At 61.0% G+C, this 13190-nt stretch carries 13 protein-coding genes and 1 tRNA gene; 10 read left to right on the forward strand and 4 right to left on the reverse strand.

Annotated features, from left to right (window positions below):
• The first annotated feature begins 320 nt into the window (after window positions 1–320).
• From BN1233_RS51070 to infA, 3 genes are all read left to right on the forward strand, one after another.
• Window positions 321–755 (forward strand): ISAzo13-like element transposase-related protein, encoded by a 435-nt coding sequence (locus tag BN1233_RS51070; protein WP_082145445.1) that lies wholly within the window; start codon window positions 321–323, stop codon window positions 753–755.
• 158 nt (window positions 756–913) lie between these two features.
• On the forward strand, window positions 914–1123 hold the full coding sequence (locus BN1233_RS13495) for a cold-shock protein (protein ID WP_046864107.1): 210 nt from the start codon (window positions 914–916) through the stop codon (window positions 1121–1123).
• 94 nt (window positions 1124–1217) lie between these two features.
• Window positions 1218–1490, forward strand: a complete 273-nt coding sequence (gene infA / locus BN1233_RS13500; protein ID WP_046864108.1) for a translation initiation factor IF-1 — start codon at window positions 1218–1220, stop codon at window positions 1488–1490.
• A gap of 22 nt (window positions 1491–1512) precedes the next feature.
• On the opposite strand, the gene BN1233_RS46870 is transcribed toward infA, so the two are convergent.
• Window positions 1513–1767, reverse strand: coding sequence for a hypothetical protein (locus BN1233_RS46870; RefSeq protein ID WP_048709138.1), 255 nt, complete (start codon window positions 1765–1767; stop codon window positions 1513–1515).
• Window positions 1768–2031: 264 nt separating this feature from the next.
• Here BN1233_RS46870 and BN1233_RS13510 point away from each other — a divergent pair, with 264 nt between their 5' ends.
• Both BN1233_RS13510 and BN1233_RS13515 read left to right on the forward strand, forming a co-directional pair.
• Window positions 2032–2694, forward strand: a complete 663-nt coding sequence (locus BN1233_RS13510; RefSeq protein ID WP_244470902.1) for a lysophospholipid acyltransferase family protein — start codon at window positions 2032–2034, stop codon at window positions 2692–2694.
• A gap of 268 nt (window positions 2695–2962) precedes the next feature.
• On the forward strand, window positions 2963–5362 hold the full coding sequence (locus tag BN1233_RS13515; RefSeq protein WP_244470897.1) for a type IA DNA topoisomerase: 2400 nt from the start codon (window positions 2963–2965) through the stop codon (window positions 5360–5362).
• Between the two features lie 207 nt (window positions 5363–5569).
• On the opposite strand, the gene BN1233_RS13520 is transcribed toward BN1233_RS13515, so the two are convergent.
• On the reverse strand, window positions 5570–6397 hold the full coding sequence (locus BN1233_RS13520; RefSeq protein WP_046864112.1) for a class II glutamine amidotransferase: 828 nt from the start codon (window positions 6395–6397) through the stop codon (window positions 5570–5572).
• A 29-nt stretch (window positions 6398–6426) separates the two neighbouring features.
• Between BN1233_RS13520 and BN1233_RS46875 the strand changes: the two genes are divergently transcribed.
• Both BN1233_RS46875 and BN1233_RS13525 read left to right on the forward strand, forming a co-directional pair.
• Window positions 6427–6585, forward strand: coding sequence for a thioredoxin domain-containing protein (locus BN1233_RS46875; protein ID WP_154678264.1), 159 nt, complete (start codon window positions 6427–6429; stop codon window positions 6583–6585).
• Between the two features lie 341 nt (window positions 6586–6926).
• Window positions 6927–7003: transfer RNA gene (locus BN1233_RS13525), tRNA-Arg, on the forward strand.
• A 1199-nt stretch (window positions 7004–8202) separates the two neighbouring features.
• Here the strand turns inward: BN1233_RS13525 and BN1233_RS13535 are convergent.
• On the reverse strand, window positions 8203–9438 hold the full coding sequence (locus BN1233_RS13535; protein ID WP_046864114.1) for an aminotransferase class I/II-fold pyridoxal phosphate-dependent enzyme: 1236 nt from the start codon (window positions 9436–9438) through the stop codon (window positions 8203–8205).
• A gap of 509 nt (window positions 9439–9947) precedes the next feature.
• Between BN1233_RS13535 and BN1233_RS13540 the strand changes: the two genes are divergently transcribed.
• The 3 genes from BN1233_RS13540 (at window position 9948) to BN1233_RS13550 (ending at window position 11892) form a co-directional block, all read left to right on the forward strand.
• A complete protein-coding gene (locus BN1233_RS13540; RefSeq protein WP_046864115.1) occupies window positions 9948–10379 on the forward strand; it encodes an anthrone oxygenase family protein in 432 nt (143 codons plus the stop codon).
• A gap of 67 nt (window positions 10380–10446) precedes the next feature.
• Entirely contained in the window at window positions 10447–11319 is an 873-nt protein-coding gene (locus tag BN1233_RS13545; protein WP_046864116.1) for an alpha/beta fold hydrolase, read from the forward strand.
• A 408-nt stretch (window positions 11320–11727) separates the two neighbouring features.
• Window positions 11728–11892: a hypothetical protein gene (locus BN1233_RS13550; protein WP_154678265.1), complete on the forward strand. Its 165-nt coding sequence runs from the start codon at window positions 11728–11730 to the stop codon at window positions 11890–11892.
• Between the two features lie 496 nt (window positions 11893–12388).
• Here BN1233_RS13550 and BN1233_RS13560 read toward each other — a convergent pair whose 3' ends face one another.
• Entirely contained in the window at window positions 12389–12808 is a 420-nt protein-coding gene (locus BN1233_RS13560; RefSeq protein ID WP_048709142.1) for a cupin domain-containing protein, read from the reverse strand.
• Between the last annotated feature and the right edge of the window lie 382 nt (window positions 12809–13190).

Here is a 13190-nt window from a genome sequence, read left to right on the forward strand (position 1 = left end):
CCGGAAGATGGCGACGCGGGCCATTCGGCAGCGTTTTGCGGTGCTCGTTCCGGTTCTCGACGAGGGCGGCCCCGCTCTCGCCCATGGCAGTCGAGGCGTCGGCGGCGCTAACCATGACAGAACCAAGCGGTGAGGCGCGCGATTGGTCTGGCGCGCGGCACCATCGGGCGGATCCGGCACCCAAGTGGGCCGGCAAGCCGCTGACCACACGGGATCCACCCCTGCTGACAGCGATGGCTCGAACGGGTCGCGGGCGCGCCTTTGGAAGCTGGATCTGCAAAGGTTGGTCGATCACCTGATGGCCGGCCAGCGTCTGCCATCTGCTGTCCAGCGCCTCAAAGCGGAACAGGATCGAGTACTGCCTGTTCGGGCTCGCCACCGGCAGCTCGAGTGACAGGCCGCTGATCAGCCATCAGGTGATCGCGCGGATGATCGCCGCGAGCGCTACCGAAATCGGTCCGACGGTGCATTGTGCACCCGACGCCAGCCTCTATCCGGCCGGCCTCATCGTCTCGGAGCGCGTTATGGTCGGTGTCCATCTCACCCGTCACGATTTTCCCGGGGAATGGAAATATGCCATCTCGCCGAGAACCTCCTCATCGAAACAGCAATTTCGGGACAAGCCCCAAGGCAGCGGGATGGATGAGCACTGCGCTTTCGGTATCGAGGGCCGTACATGTGCCGGCGCTTCCTTGGTGCTCCTCTGGGCTGGGAGCGATGGCGCCTTGTATTCGCCCCATTGGATCGCTACATAGCATTTATCGACTTTTGGCCGGACAATTGGGCCGTTACGCCTTGGCATGCCGGGCGCACGTTCAGACGCTCTTCCCAAACATCGACAAACCCGAGTTTGAGGTCGTGCATTCGCACACCGTGAGCTCACGTGCAGTCATGCATAGCCAAGGATACTCCCATGAATACGGGCACCGTGAAATTCTACAACGATCAAAGAGGCTTCGGCTTCATCCAGCCTGATAATGGCAGCAAGGACGTGTTCGTCCACGCGACGGCGCTCGAGCGCGCCGGCCTGCGTGGCCTCGTCGAGGGCCAGAAGGTCGCTTTCGATACCCAGGAAGACCGCCGCACAGGCAAGGTCGCCGTCAACAACATCCAGACGGCCTGACTTCGATCACACGCAAGCGGTGTGGTGCGCCACGCCGCTTGGCAAAGCCGCCCTCCGAGCGGCTTTTTGTTTTTTTCAACATGGAGCACTTGCAATGGCCAAGGAAGAATTAATCACGTTCGAGGGTGAGGTCAGCGAAATCCTGCCGGATGCTCGCTATCGCGTGAGGCTGGAGAGCGGCCACGAGATCGTTGCCTACACCGCAGGAAAGATGAAGAAGAACCGCATCAAGACGCTCGCGGGTGATCGCGTGACCGTCGAGATGTCGCCTTATGATCTCGACAAGGGCAGGCTTATCTTCCGTCACAAGGATAGCGGATCCGGAGGTCCCCGTCCGGTGCGTCGCCCGCAGTTTCGCCGCCGGTAACTGGTATCCCGGCCGGATGAACTCAGCCGAGCAAAGGTTGGTAATGCCCGAGAAGACCTGGACGTTTGAAGCTGGCGATCGAGTGCCGGAGTGGCTGATGCGTCAAACCAATTGCCTGTTGCGGTTTCATCGTGATGCGATTGTCGTCGAGAGAAACAGGGAGTTCCAGATCTATCCGGTCAGCGTCATGAACGCTGACGACACGATGGTATTCGCTGAAATCATAGACCAGCAACGTGATGCAGAAGTTCAGCAGGTTCTCCCAATCAGGGCCCATACGGCTCCCAGATCGATCTCTCTGAACTGACCGGTGAGATGTGACGAGCCGCCAGCAGGTTGCTGCACTTGCTCGGGCGCGACATGCCTGATCAGGCCGCATGCGGCCAACAATTCCTCCGAAGAGAAGCAATACGCAGTGCAGCGCGCCCGTTCAACATTGTTCGAAATTCTGCTGGCTCTCTGGACCGGGCTATTCACGCCTGCTCTGGCGGTGCTGTGGTTGTGTGGATCGCCTGAGCGCAGAGTTCGGCAAGTGACTCGGGTGTGGGCTCGCGGCGTTCTCATCGAGCTCAAGTGGATTGTCGGACTGACCCATGTCCAACGAGGTCAGCACAATATCCCTGATGAGCCTTGTCTGATCATCGCCAATCATCAATCGACTTGGGAGACTCTGGCATTCCTGGTTCTTTTCCCTGATGTGGCAATTGTTGCGAAACAGGAACTGCTCACGATCCCTGTGTTCTCGTGGTTCCTCCGCAAATCGCCGATGATCTTGATCGATCGGGAGAGCGGATCAAAAGCCGTGCGGAAGATGATCGATGAAAGCCGGGCCGCACTGGCCCAAGGCCGTTCCGTGCTCGTTTTTCCTGAGGGGACCCGAAAGCAGGCCACCACGCGGATCGAGTTCAAACGCGGAGTCGAACTCCTCTATACAAAGCTCGATACGGTTGTTCTCCCTGTGGCCCTGAACTCGGGTCTATTTTGGGAGCCGGGCCGGGGCCTGAAATGTGCAGGGGCGATCTCGGTCTCTTACCTGAGTCCGATCGAACCAGGTCTCCCAGGCAGCGAGTTCACAAGGAGGGCCGAGCAACTCCTTGAAGCCGAGAGGGTTCTCTTGGTCCGAGGCGGTTCAGCCGTCTCTGAGAATCAGCCGAACCAGATCACTCTCGAGCCGCCTCTCTTGTCTGAGCCTACGAGCGGTTAGGGCAGTCTGGCCGCGCTGGCGACATATCAGCGGCGCACCCTGGACCCCGGCCAGCATAGCGTAGAGGAAGCAAAAACCCGGTCGTGTAGCACTCTGCCGTTCTATTGACCCGCGGCTCGCCCCAGGGTTAATGTTCCCATTATGTTCCATCCGGCAGCATCTTGGGACTGGCTCCCGCCGCGCAGCAGCACTTTGGAAGCGATCCGCTGAGGCAATGGCCAGCCAATCGGGATCACGAACGCTTTTCTTCTTCGAGAAGCCGTCGGCCATGCGGCAGCTGCAGCGGTTCTTCAGATCCCCCAGCACCGTCTGCGTGTCGGCCGAGGGGCATCTTCTGACGGCGGAGGAGCCCGGCGAAGTGCGCGAGGAATGGAAGGCCTGGCGCTTCGACACACTCCCGATCCTGCTCGACCGCATTCCCGTCACTTACGGCACCAGCCGCTCAGGCCAGTCGCACAAGCCCAAGATCGAGGCGATCAAACAGGCCCTCCAAGGCGTAGAGCGGGTCATCATTGCCACCGACCCGGGCCGCGAGGGCTCGATGATCGCTTGGGAGGTGCTCGAACATCTCCGCTATGGGGGTCGCGTGGACCGCCTGAAACTCGGTGCGCTCGATGAGGTCTCGATCCGACGTGCTTTCGCGGTGATGGCCCAAGAGACCAATTCCGGCGAGCGTGATTACGCGGCCTATCTCGAGGCCCTGTGCCGACAGTATGAGGACTACCATCTGGGTCTCAACGGCACCCGCGCCATCTCGCTTCGGCTCAGGCCGCCGGCACTCCGGGAGCCATGGCGCTTCGGCGGCGTGCAGACGCCGACGCTCGCCATCCTGGCTGATCTCGAACAGCGCATCCGGGATTTTGTCCCGCAGGACTACTACAAGATTGCCCTGGCGATCACGACCGAGAGCGACGCCGAGATCACACTCTGGCACGCGCCGAAAGACAAAATCTTTGAAAAGTCGGTCGCGGAGGCCATTCAGCAGGCCGCCGAAGCGTGGTCGGGACCGCTTGCCGTCGAGCACAAGGATGTGCGCAGGGCGCCACCCCGACTGTTCTCGAAGGACACCCTCGCGCGGCGCTGTGCCAAGCGCTTCGGCTGGGATCCCCAGCACACGGCAAAGCTCGCGCAGGATCTCTACGATCAGGGATACTTGAGCTATCCCCGCACCGAATCCGAGCACCTGCCCGAGAGCCAGACCGGCGATGCCAGCGCGGTCATCGGAAGCCTCGTCGAGATCCTCCCGGATCTTGCAGGTCTCGTTCCACCTGAAGGCCAGCTCGTATTTCGCAAGGGCAGCAAGGGACACTACGTCAAGGATCCCGGCGAGCACCATGCGATCGTCCCGTTGCGCAAGGTTCCCGGGGAGAGAAGCGTCGGGAGCGATCACCTCCGCCTCTGGAGCCTGATCGCTCGAAGCTTTCTCGCTGCGCACCTGCCGGACGGCATTGATGCTCGCACCACTGTGTCCGCGCTGGTCCCGACGCCGCTTGGTCCCAAGCGTTTTGCGGTCAGTGGAAGCGTCATCAAGGACCCGGGCTGGCGTGCCGTCTATGGAGCGGAGGCGGACACGGACGTGGACACTGCTCCCGGTAAGGCGAAGTCGGATGAAGAGCCCACCACAGCGCGCATGCCGCTCATTCAGGATCTTGAGGCAGGCAAAGCAGCGGACGCGAGGATCGAGACGGCTCAGACCGAGCCACCACGGCGGATCACCCGCGGCGAACTGCCGGTCGTCATGGGCCGCCTCATCGACCAAGTGGAAGACCCTGCACTGAAAGCTGCCCTCGAAAATCCCGTGAACCCGAACGAGCCTAAAGGTCTCGGGACTGCCGCGACACGCGACACGATCCTGCCGAAGCTCGAGAAGAGCCGCTACGTCGAACTCCTGAAGGGAAAGGACCCCCCGATCCAGGTGACGGAAATCGGGCTTGCATTTGTTGCAGCCGTGCGACGCGTTTTCCCGACTTACGGCGATCCGGTGGGGCGGGCAATGTTCGAGGCGGAGCTGGCAGAGATCGGGCGGGCGTCAACACGAGACGAGGCTCTTCGGCGCGCGGCGTCCTATCAGGAGCGAACCCGCATCCGTGTCGCAGAGCTGATTGCAGCAATCGCACAGTCGAGGACTGCCGATGTTGATCCTACCAGTGTGCGCATGACTTCCGCTGCCGGGAGCGGGAGACCGCCCACGAAGGCGATGATCGCGTTCGCGACCTCGCTTGCTGCTCGGAAGGGGGTGACGCTGCCGCGGGGCTTGAAGAGCAACAGCGCGATCTGCCGGGCCTTTCTCGATCAGCATGCACCACAACGAACATCCGGGTCAGGAGACCCGACGCACGGAGGTGGATCCCGCTCACCGAGCGAAGCGATGGTGCGCTATGCTCGGGCTCTTGCTGAAGGGAAGGGAATTGAGTGCCCATCAGCAGTAACAACCGACTTCGAAGCATGCCGGGCGTTTCTCGACGAACACTCGGAAAAGGCGCAGCGCCCTGGAACCAAAAGCGGGATCAGAACCAGAGGGGGAACCAACGCCCCCGGAGGACACGCCTCGAACGGTTCGCCAAACAACGGCAGCAACAACCGAAAGCGATCGGCCGCCAAAAGGCCCACAGAGAGGACAGAGGGCGCCACACACCGTCTGACACAGTCGCAGCCGACGCAACGATGAGTGAGAGCGCCCATCTGCTCTCGGCAGCCCTGATCTGGCACTCAGCAGCGCGGCAGCACCCAAAAGTCCGGCTGGTTCTCGGGCTTGCGCACGATCGCGATTACGAAATCGCGGTAGGCGGCCTGGCTCAGCTCTCCCTCCCCGGATGCACAGGCTGATATGATTATGGCATCTGTGGTGGCGCAAGCCAGCCTCGAAGGTGGCAGTTCAGGGGACGTTCGGCGCAGCTTCAGCTATGGGAACATCGATCGATGGAAGACCATCTGTTGACGGGTTCTGGACCTTCCCTTCACGCAACACGAGAAAGCTGCCAGGCTGCACCTCGGTCCAAACTTCGTCCCGTGTGAGTGGTCGCGTTGCAACGACAGTCACAACGTCAGTCGGTAGGGTCTCCTGGGCAAAGTCAACGCGCCAATCCTCGTCGATAAGGGTCGCAGCTCCGAATGGAGCACACCTCGTGAGATAGCAAAGGCGCTTGCTGCAGTGACAGTAGAGAGTGCGGCTGTCGCTTAGGAGCATATTGAACACGCCGAGCTCATTTAGGCGGGAGCAAAGTTCGCGGAGAAAGAAATCGAGGTGCCTCGGAGTTGGAAGAGTGCGCCATCGCGTGCGCAGCTGATCCAGGATCCAGCAGAACGCATGCTCGCTGTCGGTTGTGCCGATCGGTTGAAAATAATTGAGAGGCCAGCGCTTGATACCCTTCAGCTGGCCGTTGTGGGCGAAGGTCCAGCTTCGACCCCAGAGCTCTCGCGAGAATGGATGTGTGTTCTCGAGCGCCACTCGGCCTCGGTTTGCGCGCCGGACATGAGCAATCACAATCCGGCTCTTGATCGGGTATTCGCGCAAGAGGCGGGCGATGTCTGATCGGGCGCTTGGCTGTGGGTCATGGAAGCTACGGCAGCCTTTCCCCTCGTAGAATGCCATTCCCCACCCGTCGCGGTGGGGGCCAGTTTCGCCGCCTCGCCGAGAAAAGCCGGCAAAACTAAAGCGGATATCAGTTGGCACGTTCGCACTCATGCCGAGGAGCTCGCACATCTGCTCAGCCTTTTGATGGAAGACGCATCATGGCAGCATGCTCCTTGGATCTCATCGCACGCCCTGTGCGTCTCGGCAGGATGACGGGGTGCGCTGAGGAGGCCGATGTGATCGACCCGTATTACTGGCTCGCTCCAAATGGGCACAAGATCACCATGCTCTTGGAAGAGGTGGGGCCTCCCCTGTGAGATCCGCCCGGTCGACATTCGTGCGGGCGATCAGGGGCGATATCGCCGGGCAATCGCATACCCGCCAGAGTGGTTCCTAATCCAATGGGGGGCTGTGAGCCCGTCTCGGTATTCGAATCAGGCTGTCCGTGGGTCCCCTACAGCTAAGCTAGACCTAGCCCCGTTGAATCAGTGCCGAGCCAAGCTTCAGGATCGGCCTGAGAGAGGTTGGGCCGCAGCGGCACAGCCGCAACGCACCCGACACGATTCGAGCGGGCGACCTTGGCCTTAGGAGACTGCCCTCCAAGGGTGTTGCCGGACGCCCCGGTATCCGCTAATTGAGGCTCAGGCTCCTCGCCAAGGCACCCGTAGCTCAGCTGGATAGAGCGTTGCCCTCCGAAGGCAAAGGTCACACGTTCGAATCGTGTCGGGTGCGCCAAAATCTCCCTAGAATATCAACGTATTAGGCGCTCACCGGATGCGGTTGGTCCGCCACACTCAGCGCTGCCCATGCTACCCCGTGCAGGGGCGCGCAGCACGCTGGGTAGGGCCTCCTTGGCCCTGGCGTGATCGAGTGTGTCCCACGGTGAATGTCCCTGTCGCCTCAAGATCTGCGAATTCTGATCCCAATCTGTCCTCGGGGTCAGGATCAGCTTTAGAATGCGCCTTCCCTCGCTCAGGCTGCGGAGGGGGATCGCGACCGGGCTCTGCGGCTGGACGATCTCCAATGCTCTGGCCGACCTGCTGGAAGCGGAGCGGCGAACGGCAAATGGTGTCCAACTGATTTCTCGCGGCTATGCCCGAGGGGCTTTCGGGCGGGCCCGAGATTCGCTGCAGGACCTACGAATCTCTCGGCCATCCAAAGGCGTCGCCAACTGACCGCCCCAGCAATCGCGCACAACGACAGCCCATCCGATGCGTGGCGTCGAGCGCTTATCTGATTTCCCGTAGGTCACGGTCTGGGTTGAATGCCCTCATTGTCCTCATCGACATGGGAGCTATCGTCTTGTCCACCTTGCCGAGAAGTTCGGCGCTGAGTTCATGCTGACCGAGGTCTTGGATCGAATCGCCTTCGACTGTCCCTGGCGCACCCCGCCCGGCAAGCAACCGCCGGACCATTACGACGCTAAGTGCAAGCTGAGGTTCACGGACCTGGACCGGAATCGCCACCGCCATCTGATGGACCACCGCTACTGAGACGGCTTAGAGTCGCATGTAACGATCACGGCAGATGGTCGAGCGTTCGCACACAGCGGCGCGTGTGTTGGTGAGCACAGACGTGGCATGTAACGATCACGGCAGATGGTCGAGCGTTCGCACACAGCGGCGCGTGTGTTGGTGAGCACAGACGTGGCATGGTCGGCCGTTATAGTGACCCAGAATGCGATGCCGGAAGCTTCATGATGCACCCCAACACAGACTTCTTAAGTCTGAGATCGTGCGGGGGGCGCTGTTGGGAGAGAGCCATGAGCCACGAGGTTGAAAAGGGCTCGTTGCCAGCGAGCATCGGTGCGACCCTTGCTGTTATCGGCATGCTTAGCATCCTCTATGGTCCGCTACTCGCCGGATAGGCCCATTCTCGTTTGCCTGGACCGGCAGATCGAAGAGCACCGCCCCTCTCGGCGGCTCGTGACCATCTCACCCGGTCAGCCTGTGCTGCCCTATTCTACACGTCGCGGGTTGTGGCTCTTTCCGCATCCTGTCAGCGACTTCCGCAAAGATGGGCAGGCTGCGGTCGATCATTGCGTCGGATGCCGTCAGGCTGAGGCGGAAGTAATCGGGCCTCTCCATGACACGGCCCGGCATGACGAAGACATCCCGGTCTGCCAAAGCATCCCAGAAGCGATCCGGGTCAGCGCCAGGGCTCTTGCAGAACAGGTAGAACGTGCCCTCTGGCGGCAGCACTTCGTACCCGACTCTTGCCAGGGCCTCAATCATGCGAGTCCGCTTGGCCGAGAGAGCGTGCATGTCGATGCTGAGCCCCTCCAGATCGGGAATGGCATACTGCATGACCGCATTGGGGAAGCACCAGCCCAGCGCCATCTGGGCGGCGAACAGGCTGTCCTGAAGAGCCTGCCGCTCGGGTCGTGGCATAAGCGGCGAGAGGGCCAAGTAGCCGAGACGCTGGCCCGGTGCGAGCAGAACCTTGCCGTAGCTGTAGGTGATCACAGTCCAGGGATAGACCGCCGCCGGGTTCACGAACTCTCGCCCGTCGAAGCGAATGCGCCGGTAGGGCTCGTCCGAGAGGAGGAAGATGCGCCGCCCAATTCGATCCGAGGCTCGGTCCAGGAGGTCCGCCAGCGCGACAATCTCATCGCGGCTGTAGATGCGTCCCGTGGGGTTGTGCGGCGTATTGATGATGACGAGCCGGGTCCAGGGCGAGATCGCGGCCTCTATGGCGCTGAGATCGAGGTCGAACGATCCGGGGCGCAGCGTCACTTTGCGGGGGATTGCGTCCGCTGCATGCAACAGCGGTTCGTAGCAGAACCATCCTGGCAGCGAGAAGACCGCCTCATCGCCCACATCGAGGAGCAGGCGGACCGCGACGCTGATCGCGGCGAATCCGCCGGTCGTAAGAGCGAGGTCGGCGGGCTCAAAGGGCAGCGCCAGTTCCTGGCTGAGGCGATCCGCCAGGAATGCCTGCGGCTCGGCCTCGCTGGTCTTGTAGGCGAACCAGTCCTTGTTGTGGGGCACCGCATGGTGCCGGACGGCCTCGACCAAGCCGGCCAGCGGCATCTCGTGAGGGTTGCCGAAGGTGAAATCGCTGATCCCCGGCTCACTGCGCCGAGCCGCGTATCGGGACTGGAAATAGAACCGCTCGACAGGCGCAAAGCTCCTGGCAGCGGCACGCACGCGATTGGAGACGACCTGCATTCCTTCCTCCCTATGTGCATAGACCTCTCAGAGCCGATGGCGGGGTTCTCTGGGGTCTACTGCCCAGAGCGGATTTTGATCACGGTATTGCCAGCCGCCAGTCCGAGCCCCATCCCCATAGCGGCTGAAGGGTTGCAGGGACAGGTACGCTCCGCGCCCGTTCAAACTCCTGTGCATCCAGTCATTGCAGCATCAATCCTCTGCCACAAGCCTGGAATGGATCGGGTCATCCGACCGTAAGCAGGATTGGACTGCGCTTCCGTGCGGGAGGTCACATTTTTCCCTCCACCCTCGGCCAGCTTAAGCCAAGAGCCGCTTCATCATGCCAGCCGGGTGGCTTACCACCTGTGTTCCGACTTGCTCCGGCCTGTCTGAGGGAGTGCTCTCTCGATTGGAGGCCCTATGCGGAACCTGCGGTGGCAGGCACTGGCATGAGGAAAGGCCGGAAACCAACCAAATGGTCCCGCCATTGACCACCCTATGTAGTCTATACGCTGGTCGGAGAGATCATGCTCGCTGGACTGCTCGCCCTGATTGTTGCCGCGCTCTTCGCCGGAGCCGCCGTCTATATCAACGTCGCCGAGCAGCCCGCCCGCTTGCTCCTGGACGACCGCTCGCTCCTGATCGAGTGGAAGTTCGCCTACAAACGCGGGTTCGTGATGCAGGCGTCTCTGGCCGTCATCGGCTCCCTTCTCGGGATCGCGGCGTGGTCGCAAACCGGAAACTGGCGCTGGCTCCTCGGCGCAGTCGTCTTGATCACAAACTGGCCTTACACACTGGTCGTGATCATGCCGGCCAACAACACGCTCATGCAAATGTCTGACACCGAGCCTGATCCGACAACGCGTGCTCTGATCGAGCGTTGGAGCAGGTTGCACGCAAACCGCACGGCGCTTGGGTTCGCGGCAACCCTGATCTTTCTCTGGGCTGCACTTTCGTGACGGCAGCCGGGAGCGGTTACACGCAATCGTAATGGCTGGATAGAAAACTGAACATGAAGGCGAACCGATGTTTGATGGCTTTCAGCGCGATCTGATCGAGACCTCCGAAGCCAGCATCTGCTTGCGCCATGGTGGGTCGGGTCCTCCCGTCCTGCTCCTGCACGGGCACCCGCAGACGCATGTCATGTGGCACCTCACGGCCCCCGTGCTCGCGAAGGACTACACGGTCGTGTGCGCTGACCTGCGAGGTTATGGCGATAGCTCGAAGCCGCCGACCACAGCCGACCATGAGCCCTATTCGAAGCGGGCGATGGCCCGCGACATGATCGAGGTCATGCAATCCCTCGGGTTTGAGCAGTTCACCGTGGTGGGTCACGACCGGGGTGGCCGGGTGGCGTATCGGATGGCTCTCGATCACCCTGCGCGCGTGCGGGGGCTCGCGGTGCTCGATATCGTTCCGACCGGCGAGATGTTTCGTCGGGCCGACATGTCGTTTGGCCTCGGCTACTGGCACTGGTTCTTCCTGGCCCAGCCCTTCGATCTCCCTGAACGCGTGATCGGAGCGAACCCGGACGGGTTTTATTTCCACCGGGGCCGGGACGTGTTCGATCCAGCGGCTATGGCGGAATACCGGCGCTGCTATACGGACCTGGCGACAATCCATGCCATGTGCGAGGACTATCGTGCGGGTGCAACCTTCGACTTCGACCTCGACGAGGCTGACCGGAGGGCCGGAAAGCGCATCCGGTGTCCACTGCTGGCGCTCTGGGGCGCAAAGGGACACATGGATCGCTGGTATGACGTGCTGGAGGTCTGGCGCGCTTGGGCCGATGATGTGCAGGGGCAGGCGCTCGATTGTGGGCACTACCTTTCGGAGGAGGCTCCAGAAGCCACGCTGGAGGTGCTGACACCGTTCCTGGCACAGGTTAGCGCGTATTGATCGACCGCGCCGAGGTGCTGGAGCAGAGCCTACTGCCTCTGAGGTGGACCTCGTCCGAGGCAAGCTAATCGAGAACCTCTTTGAGGCTCCTGATGGCGGCTTCATGTCCGGGCGATGGATCTGGAGGGGAGAAATGGGACCGCCGTCGCGGTGATAGCCTGCTACGGCTACAGCGTCACCGGAGTCAGCCGCAGGCTTGTTGGTGTATACCGGAGCCTCGACGAGGCACGTGTTGCACTTGGCAAGGACTTTTGTCTCGGAGAGGTTTGAGTCACCCACATACGGTTCTGCATACGAGGATCAAAACGCCTCGACCTTAGCCTACTCACGGGTGTCACGATGCGGCTTGAGGTAGACAAGGAACAACTGGCTATCCTGAGGCGCGCCCTCCAGGCAAGAGTGCACGACATGCAACTGCGCTTGGGCAGCGAGCCCGGTGATGAGGGTTATCAGCGAGAGGCAGCACTATCCACGCAGCTTCTCCGGCAGGTGGAAGATTTGGAACGGCGTGCGGGCCGCCGCACCTGGGGCGCAGGTGATGCGGAGTTCTATCCGAGCAATGACAAGGATTGAGGCTTGCAATCGACTCTGTCCGCACTGGCGGACATCGACTGCGTCTTCGAGAGGAACCTTGAGACTGTTACGACGAGCGGGGCTCCTGAGGCTATCAAGAAGGAGGCCATCAAGACGCTCCAGCAGCGCCACCAAGACGCCCGTGTGTCATACGTTCGGCAACCCAAGGCGCTGCATAGGCGAGCCATGACAGCGGCATTGGTCTCCTTCCCCGTCCCGTCGAGTTTGCAGCAGTTAGACGGTTCAGCCGAAAGATAGGAGACCTGTTGGACGGAAACTCGCTCTGGGGGCCAGAGCCATCCCAGCATATTTCCTTCCATCTCGGCGATGCAACGCGTGTCGAATAAGTTCGAGCCGCACGGCTTCCTCGGGCGGCTCGTGCACTCGGTCACTGGACAGCCTTGTAACTGTTCGAGCCGCTAGAATGTCTATGCCGGTAGTGCCACGCGGAACCGCGAGTGTGCCGACCGTCATAGTTATGGGCATAGCTCAGGGGCTAAGGCGCAGCAACCGCGAGAGGTTGGCCCGCCTCCGCCAGCATACAATTCAGAACTTTGGCAGGTTCAGTCGAGCTTGCATTCCGGGCATTGTGAATGTGCTTGGCCGGATTGAAAGTGGCTTCGCCTGCCTTCAATTGGAAAGGCTGCTCTCCGTGGGGCTCGAACACCATTGTCCCTTGCAGGACGTAGATGAGTTCATCGCCAGGATGGAGATGGCGGCCCGCAACGGCCCCGGGCGGCACATCGGCGACAAACATCACTTCTTCTTTTCCCTCAATGCCGGAGATCGACTTACGAAGGAGTTCGGTGCGCGTGACCGATGGAGGTTTTTCCTGCGCACCGACATAGCTGACGCCGAAAGCACCAATGGCGATACCGATGAAATTCACGCTGACGAGTAGAACTGCGTTGCGCATCGGATTCTCCTTTGATCCAAGACTTACTGATCAGCCACCTTCCGGAACGACTCGATGCAGTGCTAAGTACTCACTCTTGACTCTTCCTTTTGAAGAGATTCAAAGCTGGCTGAGGTTGGTCCTTTAGGAGCCGAGCACCTGAGAGAGGACGGCAGGTGCACGCGGCTCGGTTTGGCCGATACTATCTCTGCACATGGCTTCAACTGCGACGGCCCCAAGGCCGATCAGGAAATCGCGATGCCGAGTATTATCTTCACCTCTCTTGTGACGGTGTTGAGCCGCAGAGCAGCAAGTTCGCAATAATATTGCTCTGCTCCGTGTCGGAACAGCGCGGCTTAAATTTGCCGGGCTTAGATACGCTACTTGGTAGTAGTGCAGAAAA

The sequence above is a fragment of the Microvirga massiliensis genome (genome assembly GCF_001006805.1).
Classification (GTDB): domain Bacteria; phylum Pseudomonadota; class Alphaproteobacteria; order Rhizobiales; family Beijerinckiaceae; genus Microvirga; species Microvirga massiliensis.